This window comes from Bradyrhizobium sp. 192, from assembly GCF_023100965.1.
Classification (GTDB): domain Bacteria; phylum Pseudomonadota; class Alphaproteobacteria; order Rhizobiales; family Xanthobacteraceae; genus Bradyrhizobium; species Bradyrhizobium symbiodeficiens.
This window is the reverse complement of the sequence record NZ_CP064690.1, coordinates 4,917,442-4,934,037: the sequence shown is the minus strand read 5'-3', so window position 1 is coordinate 4,934,037 and position 16,596 is coordinate 4,917,442. Positions and strand designations below refer to the sequence as shown.

General features: G+C 63.5%; 17 protein-coding genes and 1 tRNA gene. 10 read left to right on the top strand and 8 right to left on the bottom strand.

Going from position 1 to position 16,596, the window contains the following annotated elements:
* The first annotated feature begins 501 nt into the window (after positions 1-501).
* Entirely contained in the window at positions 502-2,082 is a 1,581-nt protein-coding gene (locus IVB24_RS22540) for a recombinase family protein (protein ID WP_247768902.1), read from the top strand.
* 138 nt (positions 2,083-2,220) lie between these two features.
* Here the strand turns inward: IVB24_RS22540 and IVB24_RS22535 are convergent, their stop codons facing one another.
* The 4 genes from IVB24_RS22535 to IVB24_RS22520 are packed head-to-tail and all read right to left on the bottom strand — an operon-like array spanning position 2,221 to position 6,732.
* A complete protein-coding gene (locus tag IVB24_RS22535) occupies positions 2,221-3,948 on the bottom strand; it encodes a DUF87 domain-containing protein (RefSeq protein WP_247768901.1) in 1,728 nt (575 codons plus the stop codon).
* Positions 3,945-4,610 (bottom strand): hypothetical protein, encoded by a 666-nt coding sequence (locus IVB24_RS22530; RefSeq protein WP_247768900.1) that lies wholly within the window; start codon positions 4,608-4,610, stop codon positions 3,945-3,947. The genes IVB24_RS22535 and IVB24_RS22530 overlap by 4 nt, the downstream gene beginning before the upstream one ends.
* Positions 4,607-5,458 carry a hypothetical protein gene (locus IVB24_RS22525; RefSeq protein WP_247768899.1) on the bottom strand — a complete coding sequence of 284 codons (852 nt, stop codon included), beginning with the start codon at positions 5,456-5,458 and terminating at the stop codon, positions 4,607-4,609. Before IVB24_RS22525 ends, IVB24_RS22530 begins: the two co-directional genes overlap by 4 nt.
* Positions 5,455-6,732 carry a DUF87 domain-containing protein gene (locus IVB24_RS22520; protein ID WP_247768898.1) on the bottom strand — a complete coding sequence of 426 codons (1,278 nt, stop codon included), beginning with the start codon at positions 6,730-6,732 and terminating at the stop codon, positions 5,455-5,457. Before IVB24_RS22520 ends, IVB24_RS22525 begins: the two co-directional genes overlap by 4 nt.
* Before the next feature lie 371 nt (positions 6,733-7,103).
* On the opposite strand from IVB24_RS22520, the gene IVB24_RS22515 reads away from it, so the two are divergent.
* Both IVB24_RS22515 and IVB24_RS22510 read left to right on the top strand, forming a co-directional pair.
* Positions 7,104-7,187, top strand: a tRNA-OTHER gene (locus IVB24_RS22515).
* Positions 7,188-7,388: 201 nt separating this feature from the next.
* Entirely contained in the window at positions 7,389-7,772 is a 384-nt protein-coding gene (locus IVB24_RS22510; protein ID WP_166469416.1) for a hypothetical protein, read from the top strand.
* A gap of 88 nt (positions 7,773-7,860) precedes the next feature.
* Here the strand turns inward: IVB24_RS22510 and IVB24_RS22505 are convergent, their stop codons facing one another.
* Positions 7,861-8,001, bottom strand: coding sequence for a hypothetical protein (locus tag IVB24_RS22505; protein WP_247768897.1), 141 nt, complete (start codon positions 7,999-8,001; stop codon positions 7,861-7,863).
* Between the two features lie 429 nt (positions 8,002-8,430).
* Here IVB24_RS22505 and IVB24_RS22500 point away from each other — a divergent pair, with 429 nt between their 5' ends.
* The gene (locus IVB24_RS22500; RefSeq protein WP_094974251.1) at positions 8,431-8,625 is read left to right on the top strand and encodes a hypothetical protein; all 195 of its coding nucleotides are present in this window, start codon (positions 8,431-8,433) and stop codon (positions 8,623-8,625) included.
* An 89-nt stretch (positions 8,626-8,714) separates the two neighbouring features.
* Here IVB24_RS22500 and IVB24_RS22495 read toward each other — a convergent pair whose 3' ends face one another.
* On the bottom strand, positions 8,715-9,113 hold the full coding sequence (locus IVB24_RS22495; protein ID WP_162308534.1) for a translational machinery protein: 399 nt from the start codon (positions 9,111-9,113) through the stop codon (positions 8,715-8,717).
* A 168-nt stretch (positions 9,114-9,281) separates the two neighbouring features.
* Entirely contained in the window at positions 9,282-10,457 is a 1,176-nt protein-coding gene (locus tag IVB24_RS22490) for an OpgC domain-containing protein (RefSeq protein ID WP_094974249.1), read from the bottom strand.
* 253 nt (positions 10,458-10,710) lie between these two features.
* Between IVB24_RS22490 and IVB24_RS22485 the strand changes: the two genes are divergently transcribed.
* From IVB24_RS22485 to IVB24_RS22470, 4 genes are all read left to right on the top strand, one after another.
* Positions 10,711-11,016, top strand: coding sequence for an ETC complex I subunit (locus tag IVB24_RS22485; protein ID WP_094974248.1), 306 nt, complete (start codon positions 10,711-10,713; stop codon positions 11,014-11,016).
* Between the two features lie 103 nt (positions 11,017-11,119).
* Positions 11,120-11,350 carry a hypothetical protein gene (locus IVB24_RS22480; RefSeq protein WP_247768896.1) on the top strand — a complete coding sequence of 77 codons (231 nt, stop codon included), beginning with the start codon at positions 11,120-11,122 and terminating at the stop codon, positions 11,348-11,350.
* 187 nt (positions 11,351-11,537) lie between these two features.
* Positions 11,538-12,026, top strand: a complete 489-nt coding sequence (locus IVB24_RS22475) for an Lrp/AsnC family transcriptional regulator (RefSeq protein ID WP_247768895.1) — start codon at positions 11,538-11,540, stop codon at positions 12,024-12,026.
* Between the two features lie 217 nt (positions 12,027-12,243).
* Positions 12,244-12,540 (top strand): DUF3551 domain-containing protein, encoded by a 297-nt coding sequence (locus IVB24_RS22470; RefSeq protein ID WP_094974246.1) that lies wholly within the window; start codon positions 12,244-12,246, stop codon positions 12,538-12,540.
* Between the two features lie 98 nt (positions 12,541-12,638).
* Here IVB24_RS22470 and IVB24_RS22465 read toward each other — a convergent pair whose 3' ends face one another.
* Complete coding sequence (locus IVB24_RS22465) at positions 12,639-13,667, bottom strand: AraC family transcriptional regulator (protein WP_247768894.1); 1,029 nt, start codon at positions 13,665-13,667, stop codon at positions 12,639-12,641.
* 123 nt (positions 13,668-13,790) lie between these two features.
* Between IVB24_RS22465 and IVB24_RS22460 the strand changes: the two genes are divergently transcribed.
* Together IVB24_RS22460 and IVB24_RS22455 are read left to right on the top strand one after the other, a co-directional pair.
* A complete protein-coding gene (locus IVB24_RS22460; RefSeq protein WP_162308535.1) occupies positions 13,791-14,963 on the top strand; it encodes an isovaleryl-CoA dehydrogenase in 1,173 nt (390 codons plus the stop codon).
* A gap of 24 nt (positions 14,964-14,987) precedes the next feature.
* Positions 14,988-16,592, top strand: coding sequence for a carboxyl transferase domain-containing protein (locus tag IVB24_RS22455; RefSeq protein WP_094974244.1), 1,605 nt, complete (start codon positions 14,988-14,990; stop codon positions 16,590-16,592).
* The last annotated feature ends 4 nt before the right edge of the window (positions 16,593-16,596 follow it).

Below are 16,596 nucleotides of genomic sequence, written 5' to 3'. Positions count from 1 at the left end.
ATCCAACCGCCTCAAACGACTTCGCGCGCGACTTGTTGCCCGTGGTCGATATATTCCGCCGAACAGGGCGGGAGGCAAGCCGCTACGCCCAAAGACGCCGCGCGGAATCGTCCCCAAGGGTTGGTCAACAACGAGCGGCGTCGCAATATGAAGAGCATTCGAAATTACCGAACTTATGCTTGCTTCGTCGGGCAAAACAGTGGTTCATAGGGCGCTGGCTCTAACAGTGCGAAAGGAACCAGCGCAATGGCCGATGAAGCGGGTGTATCGTCGGAACTGTCGAATATTGCCAAGCTTAACGGGGACTTCAGGAGAAATTACGGCACGCTGCTCGGGGCATTTCTGTATCTGAGATCGATAAGTGCTGCGCGCCGAAACTCATGGCTGTGGGGCGGCCTCGTATGCTCCGGCGTGCTAGGATGGCTAAGCAAGAGTGGCCTGTCATGGTTCTGGTGACCGCCCCCAAAATTGAAGCGGTCCGGCTTTGTAGCGGAGGCGCGCATGGCCAACGCCCTGATCATTCGTCCTGGATCCGATCTGTTGCTGCCCACCGGCACCGGCAGGGCAGCTCAGTATGTCCGGATGTCGACTGAAAACCAGCGATATTCGACACAAAACCAGGCTGCGGCAATTGCTGTCTATGCCGCGCAACATGGTCTTGTAATCGTTCGCACCTATGCAGACGAGGGTCGGAGCGGCCTGAGCATTCATCGGCGTGACGGCTTGATTGAGCTGCTTGACGACGTTCGCAGTGGTCGAGCGGATTTCGACCACATCCTTGTCTATGACGTGAGCCGATGGGGGAGGTTTCAGGATGTCGATGAAAGCGCCCACTACGAATTCAGCTGCCGTCAGGTCGGGATCAAGGTGTGTTATTGCGCTGAGGAATTCGATAACGATGGCAGCGTGATTGCGAGCATCGTGAAGAACCTCAAGCGGGTAATGGCCGCCGAATATTCCAGAGAACTTTCGGTGAAGGTGCACGCGGGGGCTTGCAGGGTAGCGAGCTTGGGCTTCAAGCAGGGCGGCCCTGTAGGTTACGGGCTTCAGCGGGAGCTCATTGATGAATCCCGATGTTCGAAGGGCCTCCTGCGCAAGGGCCAGCGCAAGCATTTGCAGACTGACCGCGTGCTGATCCAGCCCGGGCCGGAGAACGAGCAACGCATCGTCGCGCAGATTTTTCGAGAGTATGTCGTTCATAGGAGATCGCGCGGAGCTATTGTTCGCTGGCTAAATGATGCGCAAGTGCCCAACCATCGAGGAACAGCCTGGTCGTTAGCGATGGTCCGCCATCTCCTGAGCAACGAAGCCTACATCGGGAATTGTGTCTATAACCGTACCTCGGTCCGACTAAAGCAGGCCAGGAAAGCGAATCCCCCGGAATTGTGGATTCGAACTACGGATCTCTATGAGCCTATCGTCGACAAGAGCATTTTTCTCAAAGCTCAGGAGTTGTTGAAACAGCAGCAGAGCAGGTTGTCGAATGAGCATCTGCTGAAGAAGTTGCAAGAGACACTCGCACTGCACGGGAAGCTCAGCTCAACGATTATGGCTGCTACTGACAACATGCCGAGCGCGGCACTATATGCATATCGATTCGGCAGCTTACGAGAAGCGTTTCGCCGGGTTGGCTACGTCAACCCCGAGATAGATTTCGATTACATTGAAGGGCAAGGAGAGTTGGCCGCTGAATTGTCGAAGCAGGCATCAATCTTGGCTACTCACATAAGAGCGCGTGGTATCTCCGCTGTACTTGAAGCTGGTGCCGACGTAATGACGATCGCAGGCAATCTCACCATATCGCTACGCATGGCTCGGTACTATGTCGCGCGGCATCATGCGCCGGTTTGGTTGGTCCATCGGCGAAGGGTTGAGCCAGCCGAAGTCATTCTCGCGCTGCGATTGGACAAGGAGACAAATAGAGAAGTCATTGATTACTTCCTCTTGCCCTTGAGCGAAATGGGCAAACACTCAATCAGCCTCACGGCGACGTCCCGCTCTCGGTTCTCAGCCTATCGCTGTCCCACGCTTGATGATGTGTTGCGGGCTGTGATCGGCAAGGTTGCGGCGATGTTGACCTGAGGAAGCGATGCCGCGGCCCTCTTGCCATGGTGCTGCGGCACGCGCAGATCTCGAGCGCCCACCTGGTCGGCTGCGTATCGTCGAGATGGTACGGGTCCGACGAGAAGGTCAGGAAGAGGTCGGTCATGGTGCCCGCCCTCATGCTGCAAAGAGCCAGGGCTCGGCCTTGAGTTCGCCGCGGCCGGCGATCAGGTCGAGCGAGCGCAGCCGGCTCAGATAGGTGGCCCAGCTGCCGGACTGATGGCTGTAGCCGGCTTTCTCGGCGGCTTCGAGATGCGACAGACCGTTAGGATAAGCCTCGAGCAGCGGCCCGAGGATCCGCTGCATCGGGCCGTCGATCTTGCCCAGGACCGCGCGATGCAGCGCCTCGGTGGAGGGCGGCGTCTCGGGCTCGGCCGCGATCGCCGCGCCCTGGTCGGTCAGCACCAAATCGCCGCGGCCTTCGATCAAGCCCTTGGTCCGGAGACGGCTGAGATAGGTCGCCCAGCTGCCCGACTTGTGCGAATAGCCGGCGATGAAGGCGGTCTGCGCGTGGCTGGGCGCGGCAATGCCGAGCACGTTCCACCAGCGGATCGCGTCCAGGATCTTCTGCTCGGGCCCGGAAACGTCGCCATCGCCGCCAGCAGGCGCCGGCGATGACTTGCGCGCGTTACCGGCAGAAGCGGCCGGCTCGCGCTTTGGGGCGTCTACGGCGGCTTGTTTCACCGCCTGCTGGCCCGATTTCTGGAGTTGTTCGACCACAATGGCGTGGCGCTTTTCGGTGTCGGCGATCGCGCGCTCGAGCGGCGCCTGGATCAAACCGAGGATCTTCGCGAAGGCGCCATAGGCCACTGCGCATTCTTGCAGGCCGCGCTTGTAGCCGCGCAGCTCCGCCATGCCGATGTCGGCGGGATCGGTCGCCGGCGCCGGCGGCGCCTTCTTCAGCCGCTGCTCGAGCTCGGCGATGCGCTTCTTCAGCTCCTTCGGATCGTTGGCCTTGGCCTCTTCGATGACTTTGGTGAGCTTGCCCTGGACCTCCACGAGGTCGACCTGCGCCCAGCCCTTGAGTTTGGCGGGCGCCTTGTCGGATTGCGGCTTGAAGCTGTCGAAGGTCTTGAACAGCGGGAAGGTGAGCTGCTCGGGCCCGAAGCCGGCCTCTGGCGAATAGACCCAGGCCTCGGCGCGCTGCATGCCGGCGAGCGAGCCGAGCACCTCCCTGCCAAGCGCGGGATCTCCGCAGGCGTCGATCCAGTCCTTGATCGCTTCGCGATCGAGCTTGTGGATGACCCGGGTGGCGATCAGCGTTTCATGCGAGGTGACGTAGTCCTTGTGCACCTTTTGCGGCCGCTGCGACGCCGACAGCATCGTGATGCCCATACCGGCGCCCTCGCTGATCAGGCGGTTCGCCCAATGCAGCATTTCGCCGGTCTGCGGATCCGGAATCTTGCCCTGCGGCGCGAAGTTGTGGACCTCGTCGATCGCGAGCACGCGATGACCGCGGGCATGGGTGAAGAAGGTCGAGGCGAAGTCGATGAAGAACTGCGCGCGCTCGCCGACGCGCATGCCACGCAGATCAATCAGGCAAGGGCGATTGCCGGTGGCAACGAGTTCGGCGACGCCGGCGCCACTGCGCGCGTTGATCCGGATATCGGCGTGCCGAGCGTGCTCAGTGCCGAAGATGATAATGGGATAGCCAGCCTTTTTTCCATCGGCTGAGGATTTCAGGCCCCACCAATCGCCCTTGGGGTCGATGACGCAGACCGGAATCTTCTGGTCGAGAAAGTGCTCGACGATCAGCCGCATCTTCGACGACTTGCCGGACCTGGTCTTGCCGAGGAGGAGGGCGTGCTGACCGAGCGCAGCCTCCGGGATGAGGAATTTCTTCATGATGCTGCGCTCGCATGTGAGAGTTGCGCCGCAGATCCGGGCGCGGGAACGCTGGTGATCGAGGAGACGTCGTCGCGACGGAGAAAGCAGAGCTCGGGCCGGCCGGCGTAACCTTGCTCCCACACGGCCCAGGAATAGTCGGTGGTGCCGTTGCCGATCTTCTGCTTGCCGGCCATCACCACCGGGCCCGGCGGCATCGATGGGCGCGGCGACAACTGCCAGACCCGTCGCAGCGGCGTGCGCTCGAGCCAGCGCGAGCGCCCGTCGCCGCCGACCCATGCCGTCGGCACGATCATCGCGACCTTGCGGTCGGCGAGATTGAGGGCGTGGCCGATGAAGGCCATGGCAAAGCGGAACGGCAGATTGCAGACGATGTTGTGGACGCTGTGGGTCTGCTCGAAGAAATTGCCGACGCGGAATCCCGGTGCGCGCTGGACGATATCGCTGCCGGTCGCGCGCAGGCCCGCGCGCCTGGCCGCGCGCACGATGCGCCCCGAACCGCAGGCGGGATCGTGGACGCGGCCCTCGAAGGCCTCGACCGCGAAGAGGCGATCGTTGACCCATTCCTCCTCGATGTACCAATCCTCCGGATGCCGGTCCCACATGCGCTTATTGCCCTTGCGCTTGCGGTGGTGCATCGAGGGCGCGTGCTTCTGGCTCATGCCGCCTCGGCTTTCCCGCGAGCGTGCTTTTCGAGCGGCTCGCCGGCGACGATCTGGATAAAGGCGAACTTTTCGACCTTGCGCAGGTCGATGCGTTCAAGGTGCTCGATGATGTAGGCGCGCAAAGCGGCCGGCTCGATCGACCAGGGATCGCCGCCCTGCTGGTTGAGCCGCCGGGTCTGCCGCTTCGAAGCTTCGAGCCGGCCGTTGATGCACTCGGCGGTGACGCCCTTGCTGTCGATGCCGAGGATCTTGGAGACCGCGGTGGCCGACAGCGTCTCTCGGAAACGGCGTGAGAGATCGAGCCGCTTGGCGCGGACCATGATGGCTGTCGCCGATCGCGCGAAACCGTGCTCGCGGAAGAGCTCGGCACAACGATCGGGATTGTGCAACGGCACGCGCTTCATCAGCTCGTTCTCAGCTGCAGTCCAGGGCGGCTCTTTCTTGTGAGGGATGACCAGGCCAAGCTTCGTTGCCCGTTTGGTGATCCACCAGCGCGGGAGCTTGTGCTCGTCTGCGAAGGCGTTGAGCTCGCCCTTCTTCCTGCCATCGCCCTGCTCGTACAAAGCACGCAGCTTGTCGTCGAAGCCCTTCGGCGCAGTGATGCGGTCAACCCGGGTTGCGGCTGCGCCAAGCTTCTTGGCCTGTCCGTACACACCCGAGAGGGTGCGGCTCGGCAGTCGCGCGAGGACCGCGGCGGCGCCGCCGTTCGGGTAATGCGCCTTGATGATCGCGTTTTCTTCCTCGGTCCAGAAACGCTCGTGACGCTTGCCGGGCACCCGGGGCTCCGATAGCCGCGGCTCGTGCGCGCGGCCCTTGCGGAAGGAGACGGGTTGCAGCTCGCTCATGCCAGGAGACCCTTCTCGATGCGCACGGCGCGCGCGTCGCCATCGCCGTCGAATTCGAGCGCGCCTTTTTCGTCGAGCAGCGACAGCGCGGCCGTGACCTGGTCAGGCGTCCGCGACAGATGCTTCGGCAGATCCTTCACGCGCGCGCCGTTCGGTGCGAGCTTCAACAGCGCGCCATAGACGCGGGCCGCATCGCAGAATGCGGGCTCCCGCAGGAACATGCGGACGGCGCGCAAGTTCGGCGCCTTGGCCCGCGCCTCGATTGCCTCCTGGTCGGCGGCGCTTTCGGCGAGCAGCTGGTCGAGGCTGAGGCGCTGGGCGGCCGTGCTGGGGTCGAACGCTTCGGGGACAAGCAGCTCCGGCGTTGCGCCGGCGTGCTTCGTTTGCACGGGGCCGACCTTGACCGCCGCCGGCGTACGCGAGAACGCAGCGCCGACGGCGACGAACTCGCCCGGCGCCAGGACTGGCAGGCGGTCAAAGCCCTTGCGGGCATCCCAGCCGATCGTCTCGGTCGCCCGGCGGATATCGAGATCGAGCGTGTTGAGGCCGATCATGAAGTTCTGGATGTCGGAGACGACCGACTTGTGCAGCCGCGCCAGGCGCTGGGTGGCGAGGATCCCGGTCAGGCCGCGCTTGCGACCGCGGCTCATCAGGTCGACCATCGCCGCAATGCAGGCCCTGCGGACCAGCGGCAGCTCCGAAAAGCCGCCGAATGGCGCGAACAAATGGGCTTCGTCGATCGCGACCAGGCAGGGATGCCAGTGCTCGCGCGGGACCGCGATCAGCGCCGTCAGGAAGGCGGTCAGCGCCTTCATCTGATCTTCCGGGGTCAGGTCGGACAGATCCAGCACCAGCGAGACCCGATGCTCCCGGGCCCGCGCCGCCGCCGTGGCAAGCGCAGCCGCGTCGAGCCTGGCGCCGTCGAGGTGGAGCAGGCCGAGCTGCTCGGCCAGGCCGCGGAAGTCTCCTTCGGGATCCACGACGATCTGCTGGACGTGGAACCGGGTCTGCTCGATCAGGCGACGCAGCGTCCAGGACTTGCCGGCGCCGGACAGTGCCTGGATCAGTAGTCGGCCGGCGATCAGCTTGCCGAGGCTGATGCCGAGCGGGCCGCCGGTGTCGAGCTCGCCGAGATCTATGTCACCGACGCGCAACGGCGATGGCGGCGGCTTGGCAGGTGAGGATGTAGCGATCGCGGGCCGGACTGGCGTCGCAGCCGGAGCTACATCGCGCAAAGCTTTGAGAAGTGGATCGACGCGAGCCGCGACGCTCATCGGAGCCTCCATAGGTTTGGGTTGGGTGGGGAACTCGACGCAACAGACGCAACAAACGGGCGCGCGAACGCCGCCCTCGGTCCGATCAGGGCGAGGGGCGAGCAGGCGCGCGAACGCGGTGCGGCGGAGCCGCTAGGCGGTCAAAACGGAACGGAAGGGGAGCGCAGGAGTCGAATCGCTGCTTCGCGAGGAGTCGAATCGTGGGCTGGGAGGGGGTGCTAAGCCATTGAAATAATGGCGCGAGAGACGGGGCTCGAACCCGCGACCTCCGGCGTGACAGGCCGGCGTTCAAACGGTGCTGATGAAGTGGTCGCACGATCTGACAGCTCCAACTTGAGTTGTCAGAATCGCGGGGACGTTTAGGAGCCCGTCAGGGCTTGATCGAGACGTCGGTCAGAATCGCTTTCAACGATTCCAATGGGTTGGGGTTGGTTCGAATCCAGCTGCCCCGACCAGTCCCCGGGTTGAATCCCTTTCAATTTCTTCGAGATTTCGACCCGCGCAGCATGTTGCCCGGCGCGCCACCGCTTGTGCGTCAGGCTCGGCGATCCGGCCGAGGGGCGCAAATCCAGCGCCTGCTTCGACCGCCCGCCGCGTTGAAGGAGAGGGCGCGCGATCGACGCGACGCCCGATATCTGGTCCAGGGCGAGGTCTTCATGTCGATCAGTGCGATTGCTTCGGCCAGTGCAACGGTGACGTCGTCCCCTTCGGCCGCCACGACGCCGGCTTCCACGGCTTCCACGACGTCGGCGGCATCGGCGGCATCGGCGGCATCGTCGACGTCGGAGACGTCGTCCTCGCAATCGGCGGGCGGCAGCGCGGGATCGGGTGGCGGCGGCTCGGCCAAGACGATTGTCAGCGAGGTCTCCATCACCCTCGACGGGGTCACCACCACGACGATTACCTACTCCGACGGTACCACCGAGGTGCAGACTTCGGCGAGTGCGCAAGACGGTCAGGGCAGTCAGTCGGGACAGACCTACAACGCGCAAGGCGGGCTTCAAGGCAGCGGCCAGACGGCGTCCAGCGCCGGCCTCTGAGGGACCCCGGTCAGAATAACCAAGGCTTCATCGAACCTTTGGCTGTCGCCATAGACATATGTATGTTGGGGATTTCAGCGCCCAATGTCTAAACGGACGCCGCCAAGCGATGATATTCCGCTTGCGCGGCGTTGCGCTTTTCCAGGTCTCGTTTTTTCGTGTCGCTTTTTGGAATCCGGCCGATCAGCTGGAAGCGTACCAGCCGAGCGGAAATGGCAGCAGCGGCCATATCCCGTGGTTGTCGTTGGCGGCTTTCGGCTGTTGCGCTGACGTCCTCGCGATCGGCACAGGAGGTGTCGATGCCAGCGCCAGGCGCAGACGTTCACATTGCAAATTCATTGTGGTCGCCCTGACGAATCGCCTCGAAATTCAACTTACAAAATCGGACGTCAGCTCAATCAATTAGCTACGCGCCCAGATGGCGCGGTCATTCTCAAATCGTGCGTGCATTCTAGGTAATTCGGCGGCCGCTTTCAACCGATCTCGGCTCCAGGCCGGGAGAGGTAAGGTTGACCGGTTAGGTTAAGGACGAGCGGTTGTTGCGGCCGCTTCGGCGATCGTTATCAGATCGATTCCGGCTCGCGATGGGCTGCCTGAACTTCGTGCTCAGACACGGTGACGGTTCGTCGCAGCGCGCGTATCCTGTGAGTTCTGCGTCATGTCCTTAGATCGCAACTTCAAAACCACCGGTCCGCAATCGAGCTGGAGCGAGATCTGGCACCTCTGGACCGTGATCGTGCCCCGCCGCTCGATCAACGGACAGCTCGTGGTCGGCAAGGTCTGGCGCCGCCACGACGGCCGCGACTGGATCTACAAGAAATTCACTGAGTTCGATGGCGAAGAAGCCGCCTGAAGCGCGATGAGCTCGGTATGAGCCATTATGGCGCCCTGGGCTATTGCTGAGGCCGTGCGGCCCCAGCCCGCGTGTCGTTTTCCCCCAGCCTATCCCGGCGCCTGCACACGCGGCAGCGGCAGCTTGAAGTGACGTTTGGCATAGGCGACGATTTCGGCGTCCGAGGGATGATCGGCGGCTTCCACCGCGGCAATCCGCTTGGCGATATCGGGTGCGCTCGCGCGAATGTGGCTGGCAAGCTCCGTCTTTGCGCTGGCCGGACCGATGATGAGGATCTCACCGGCATCGGCCAGGGCTTTGGTCACCTCGCCGTAGAACGCCTTGTCAGGGGCGGCATGGCCGCTGCCGATTGCGTTTGCCTTGTGATGAAGGTGACGCGTCGCCAGTTGCGGATGCAACGTGATTTCGTCCGAGCCGCTCAAGCCGAGATGGAAGATCCTAGCCTGCGAATGGTCGATCCATACCACGGCGTGAAAATGAGAGGGCATGTGCTTTTGGCCTTGTCCGAGAGGAGGCCGCCGGTGCGGCAGCGCGTGTCATGACGACACTAGGCCGGCCGCCACCGCCTCTGGTTGACCCAAGTCAACCAGTCTTTGTCAATCGATCTGCGCCGATGGCGATTGAAGGGGGCGCTGCAACCGGCAGGCGTTCCCGGCTCAGGCCGCCTTCGTCGCGGCTGCCGCAGGCTTGGGTGGCGGTGGCTTGAGCGGCTTGTCCTGCTTCTTCGACCACGAAATGTAATAGGCCACCGTCGTCATGATCGCGATGCCGGCGATGCTGACGAAGATCTGTGCGAGCAGCGAGCCGGAGCTCATCGACAGCTCGAAATGGCCGACGAAGGACAGGAACACGCCGACGCAGAACACGGCGAGCGATTGCTGGCCGCAGACGATCAGGGGATCGAACACCTTCCATTCCAGCCCCGGCCATTCCTTGGGCACGAAGCGGATCACCAGGATCACGATCACGACGAAATGCAGGAAGCGGTAGGGCGCGAGGTTGGTCTTGTCGTTCGGGTTGAAGGCCGAGAACAGCCACTCCGGGAACAGCCCGCCCAAGGCCGGGAAGCGGCCGGCCATGGTCATCACCAGCGCGAACAGCATGTAACCGAGGCACAGCCACAGCGTGACCGGCGCATTGATCAAACCCATCGAACGCCGCGCGCCGCCCATCGCACACCAGGCGCCGAACACGAACAGCACCTGCCAGCAATACGGGTTGAAGTACCACTGGCCGGCCGGATAGGCGGTCAAATTCCAGCCGAAATGGCGTGCCGTCAGCCACAGCACGATCGACAGTCCCATCGTCAAATCGGGCTTGCGCAGCATGAACCACAGCACCGGCGGAAACAGGCCCATCAGCACGATGTAGAGCGGCAGCACGTCGAGATTGAGCGGCTTGAATCGCAGGAACAAGCCCTGGCGCAGCGTCTCGGTGGCGTTGTCCACGAGGCCGGCGACGTTGAACTCGTTGATCATCTCGCTATCGCCGAAACGCAGCGCCAGATAGCTGATCGAGGCGATATAGATCACGAACAGGATGATGTGGGCGACGTAGAGTTGCCAGACCCGTTTGGTCAACCTGGTGGCGCCGACCAGGAAGCCGCGGTCCAGCATCATCCGGGCATAGACGAACGAGGCGGTATAGCCGGAGATGAACACGAACAGATCGGCGGCGTCGGAAAAGCCGTAATTGCGCGTCGTCACCCAGTTCACGACGTTGTCGGGAATGTGGTCGAGGAAGATCGCCCAGTTCGCGACGCCGCGAAACAGGTCGAGCCGGAGGTCACGGCCTTTTTCAGGAAGCGTGGCGTTGATGTTCAGGAAGGCCATGCGACGGAAGCTCTCGAAGGGGACGGATACGCCGAGGTCGGCGAGGTGGTGCCGCCGGGCGGGACCCCGGCGCGGAAGGCGGGTACGCAATTGTCACGGTGCAGCATAATGACTATACCGTCGGGGAGGGTGCCAGGGCCGGAATCACCGATCAGTTCCCGACCGGTGTCTCTATACTATGCCCGCGGTTTCCACCAACTGCCACCGTGACGCACCGAAATCGAACGAAAAGACGAAGAGGCCCGGATCACCCATGACCGCACGCATTTTCAAGCCCGCCAAGAACGCGATGCAATCCGGCCGGTCCAAGACGAAGGAATGGCAGCTCGACTACGAGCCGGAGCAGCCCCGTTCGGTCGAGCCGCTGATGGGCTGGACCTCGTCGGGCGACATGAAGCAGCAGATCACGCTGCACTTCCACAGCAAGGAAGAGGCGGTCGCCTATTGCGAGCGCAAGGGCATCGCCTACCAAGTCATCGAGCCCCAGGATTCGATCCGCCGGCCGGTCGCCTATGCCGACAATTTCTCGTTCCGCCGCGGCGAGCCCTGGACGCATTGAGGGGCTGACCGAGCCAGAGACACCCCGGTTTCGGTTGACGTGCATCAACTCTACCGCGTGAGGCCGGGCTTATATGGGCCGGCATTTGGCGGAAGGGTCGAAGATGCGGCGCAACTTCACGCTGCCCGAGCTTGAGGTCATGTTGAACGGCCTCGAGGAGGGCGCCATTCACGATCTGCCGCGAGGCGATTACGAGCGCCTGTTTGGCGAGAATGATGTAGCCGTTGGGCGTTTGCGCAATTTTGCAAGGGGTCATAACTGCGTCGCCAGCTTTGCGGATGGCACCATAGCTTTCCGGAAGCGCCTTGCGGCGCGCGAAGCCAGCCGCGAATAAGCGCCCTATAGCCAGGCCGCGATTTGCCGGCGCATTCCGGAAGCCCAGCGGTCGGCAGCATCTCTATGCGCGCCTGGTGTCTACAGCTGAGCCGAACTGTTCCGCCGATGTCCTGGAAAGCCCTTGGCGCCAATTCCGCCTCGTGCTTCGCTGCCTCCCGTGACCAGATCAAGGGCGAGGTGGGGGGATGGCCGGGCGGGACCAGCTCGATGGCATCGATCTGAAGATCTTATCCGAGCTGCAGCAGGACGGGCGTATCCGCAACAACGAGCTGGCGCTGCGCGTCGGCGTGTCGGCGCCGAACTGCCTGCGGCGGCTGAAATCGCTGTTCAGTCGCGGCGTGATACGGGCGGTGCGGGCCGTCATCGACGAGCGGCGCCTCGGCTATGAGGTGGTGTCGTTCGTCTCGATCCAGCTTGGCAGCCAGGCGCAACCGGTGCTCGAGGCGTTCGAGAGCTCGATTGCCGCGATCCCGCGCATCCAGCAGTGCTGGCGGATTTCTGGCGACACCGACTATCTCCTCAAATGCGTGGCGCCGAGCGTCGAGAGTATGCGCCAGCAGCTGCTGCATTTCGCAGCCATGCCTGACGTGAAGAACGTCCGCAGCTTCCCGGTGCTGGGTGTTGCGAAGGATGTGCCGCTGCCGCTGCAGGACGTTGCGGCGACTGCAGGATAGGGAATCCGAACACTCCCCCGGCGACAACCGAAATATCGGTAATCCGAATTATTATACATTAGTAAGTCACGTAACTGTGACATGTGAACCGGGAAGCCCTGCAATGCGGGGAGCCGTGATTGCCGGTTCTCGTGTGCCGCCTAGATGCGAGGTGCGAACCCCAGCGTGTTGGCATGCCGAGGCCTCCTTTGCGGGACCCTTTAGCAGGAAAGACACCATGACATCGATCTCGAAAACGTTTGTCGCATCCGCTGCGATGCTGTTTGCATCTGCGTTCCTCATCATGGCTGCGCCGGCCGCGCAGGCGGAGGAGTACTGTATCACCAACGGTGCCCAGGCCGCTCACGGCTGCGGCTATCCGACGATGGAAGCCTGCCGGGCCGCGGCCGGCGGCATCGGCGGCATTTGCTCGCAGAGCGCTGGCGCGAAGACCTCGAACGATGCATTGGCCTATCAGCCCAAGCGGTCGCAATCGCGCAAGCTCCGACCGGGTGGGCAGACCAACTCGAACTGACGTTGCAATCTGGACCGGCTCAGGGACGTAGCGGCCTCCGGGATCCATCTCGGGGCCGCCATCCATGATGGACGCGCAAGGTGCCGCTGGCTCGCGCCTCACCGGTAACGGCCGCGAAATTCGCGCGGGCTCGCGCCGGTCCAGCTGCGGAAGGCGCGAGAAAAGCTCTTTTCGTTGCGAAAGCCGGAGATCTCCGCGATGCGTTTGATTGGCGTGCGGCCGCGCATCAGCTCCTGTTTTGCCAATTCGAACTTCGTCTCTTCCTTGAGCTCACGCAGCGAGGTGGCTTCCTCGCGCAGGCGCCGATGCATGGTACGGGTGGAGAGCGCCAGTTCGCTTGCGACATCCTCGGCACCGAGGCTGCGTCCACGCGCACTGCGCAGCACGCGGCGGACACGCTCGACCAGCAGCCGGTCACGCCGATAGGGCAGCACGGTCAGCCTGAGCGCGCCCTTGAGCATGTTGTCGAGATCGGCGGCGCTGCGCGTCAGCGGCAGCGAGAGATAATGCTTGTCGAAGGTGATCGCCGCGCGGTCCGCGTCGAAGCGGATGTTACGACAAAAGATGGTCGGGTAGACCGAGACGTGGTGAGGCTCCGGATAAGGAAACTCCGCGGCGCGCAAAGCGATCCTGGAATCGACGGCCCAGCAGGAGAAGCCGAGCACGTAACGGAGCAGGGTGACCAGGCAGAATTCACGCAGCGGCCCGAGATCGCGCAGCTCCCGGATGGACACCAAAGCGGTCTCCTCGCCGACCTCGAGATCGAGCAGCACGTCCTCGGTGAGCAGGCGATGATGCCGGCACCAACGCTTGAGCGCCACCTCCAGCGTCGGTGCCGTGATCGAGGCGCGGCACAGCATGCCGTAGGTGCCGAAAGGCAGGCGGCGCGAGAACCAGCCGAGCGCCTCGTCGTCCAGTTCGCGCATGGCATGGCCCGCCAGGGCCTCGAACTGGGCTGCCGTGACCCGCCCGTCCCGAGAACTGACAAGGTCTGGCCCGACCTGCCCCCGCTGCAATGCCTCGGCCGGATCCCGTCCGTATCGCGCATAGGCGGCAACCACGCCCCGGACGAAGGCGGCGGGGGTGACGGCGCGGCGCGGGATTGCGGTTGCGGCTTGAAAAGGCATTACGAACCTTTGGGAACTCCCTCGGGAAAATCCTCGCCAAGTTTGGCGGAAAATGCAACCTTTTCGACCGCAAGAGGGCCCTGACCCCGCTAGGTTCGGTCCACAAAATACGGAGGAATCGCCTTGAACATCCCGAGCATCGATTTCGATCTGGGCGAAGACATCAGCCTGCTGCGCGACACGCTGCGCGCCTTCGTGGAGGCGGAGATCACGCCGCGGGCGGCCGAGATCGAAAAGGCCAATCTGTTCCCCGCGGACCTATGGAAGCGCCTCGGCGATCTCGGCCTGCTCGGCATGACCGCGCCGGAGCAATATGGCGGCTCGAACATGGGCTATCTCGCCCACATCGTCGCCATGGAGGAGGTTTCGCGCGGCTCTGCGGCCGTCGGCCTGTCCTACGGCGCTCATTCAAACCTCTGCGTCAACCAGATCCGCCGCAACGGCAACGACGCGCAGCGCCAGCGCTATCTGCCGAAGCTGATCTCCGGCGATTATGTCGGCGCACTCGCGATGTCGGAGCCGGGTGCCGGCTCCGACGTTGTCTCGATGAAGCTGCGCGCCGACAAGCGCGGCGATCGCTACGTGCTCAATGGCTCGAAGATGTGGATCACCAATGGCGGCGATGCCGACGTGCTCGTCGTCTACGCCAAGACCGATCCGGCGGCCGGCCCGCGCGGCATGACCGCTTTCCTGATCGAGAAGGGTTTCAAGGGGTTTACCCACGGCCAACATCTCGACAAGCTCGGCATGCGCGGCTCCAACACCTATCCGTTGTTCTTCGACGAGTGCGAGGTGCCGGAGGAGAACGTGCTCGGCAAGGTGGGCGAGGGCGTCAAGGTGCTGATGTCCGGCCTCGACTATGAGCGCACGGTGCTGTCGGGCGGCCCGCTCGGCATCATGGCGGCCTGCATGGACGCGGTCGTGCCCTACATGCACGAGCGCAAGCAGTTCGGCCAGCCGATCGGCGATTTCCAGCTGATGCAGGGCAAGCTCGCCGACATGTACGCGACCTGGCAGGCCACGCGCGCTTACGTCTATGCGGTAGGCCGCGCCTGCGACCGCGCCGACCACGCCCGCAGCTTGCGCAAGGACGCGGCGGCTGCGATCCTTTATTCCGCGGAGAAGGCAACGTGGATGGCGGGCGAGGCGATCCAGGCGCTTGGCGGCGTCGGCTACACCAGCGAATTTCCTGTGGGGCGCCTCTGGCGCGACGCAAAACTTTACGAGATCGGCGCGGGGACGTCCGAAGTTCGCCGCATGCTGATCGGTCGCGAACTGATGTCCGAGACGGCTTAAAACCTTCACCCAATTGGAATCAACATGCCGCTCCATTCCAGCATCGATCCGTCTTCGTCAGACTTTGCGCGTAACTCCGAGGCCATGCGCTCGCTTGTCGCGGACTTGCGCGAAAAGCTCAGCCAAGTCGCCGGCGGCGGCGGCGAGGTCTCGCGCAACCGCCACACCTCGCGCGGCAAGATGCTGGCGCGCCAGCGGGTCGATCTCCTGGTCGATCCCGGTACCTCGTTCCTGGAGCTGTCGCCGCTGGCGGCTTACGGCCTCTATGGTGGTGACGTGCATTCGGCCAGCGTCGTGACGGGGGTAGGGCGCGTTGCCGGTCGCGAATGCGTGATCGTCGCCAACGATGCCACCATCAAGGGCGGCACCTATTACCCCATGACCGTGAAGAAGCATCTGCGCGCGCAGGACGTGGCGCGGCAGAACAATCTTCCTTGCGTCTACATGGTCGATTCCGGCGGCGCCTTCCTGCCGCTGCAGGACGAGATCTTTCCGGATGAGCGGCATTTCGGCCGCATCTTCTACAACCAGGCGCAGATGTCCTCTCAGGGCATTCCGCAGGTTGCGATCGTGATGGGCTCCTGCACAGCCGGCGGCGCCTATGTTCCGGCGATGTCGGATGAGAGCATCATCGTGCGCAATCAGGGCACCATCTTCCTCGGCGGCCCGCCGCTGGTAAAGGCCGCGACCGGCGAGGTCGTCAGCGCGGAAGAGCTCGGCGGCGCCGACGTGCATTCGCGGCAGTCGGGCGTCACGGACCATTACGCCCAGAACGATGCCCATGCGATCGGCATCGCCCGGCGCATCGTCGGCACGCTGAAGCCTTCGATGCGGCCGAACCTCAACATGCACAAGCCGCGCGATCCGCTGTACGCGGCGGAGGAGATCTACGGCGTGGTGCCGGTCGACGGCCGCAAGCCGTTCGACGTGCGCGACATCATCGCCCGCGTCGTGGACGGCTCCGAGTTCGACGAATTCAAAAAGCTTTACGGCACGACTCTGGTGTGCGGCTTCGCCCACATCTGGGGCTATCCGGTCGGTATCATCGCCAACAACGGCATCCTGTTCAGCGAGAGCTCGCTGAAGGGCGCTCATTTCATCGAGCTGTGCTGCCAGCGCGGCATTCCCCTGGTGTTCCTGCAGAACATCACCGGCTTCATGGTCGGCAAGAAATACGAGGCGGGCGGCATTGCGCGCGACGGCGCCAAGCTGGTCACGGCGGTCGCGACCGCCTCGGTGCCTAAATTCACCGTGGTGATCGGCGGCTCCTACGGTGCCGGCAATTACGGCATGTGCGGCCGGGCTTATTCGCCGCGCTTTCTCTGGATGTGGCCGAACGCGCGCATCTCGGTGATGGGCGGCGAACAGGCCTCGATGGTGCTGAGCCAGGTCCGCCGCGACAATATCGAGGCCAAGGGCGATCACTGGTCGAAGGAAGACGAAGACAAATTCCGCGAGCCGATCCGCGCGCAATATGAGAGCCAGGGGCATCCTTATTACGCCACCGCGCGGCTGTGGGACGACGGCGTGATCGACCCCGCCGACACGCGCCTCGTGCTCGGCCTTGGCCTCTCGGCGGCGTCGAATGCGCCGATCGAGCCGACGAAATTCGGCCTGTTCAGGATGTGATGCG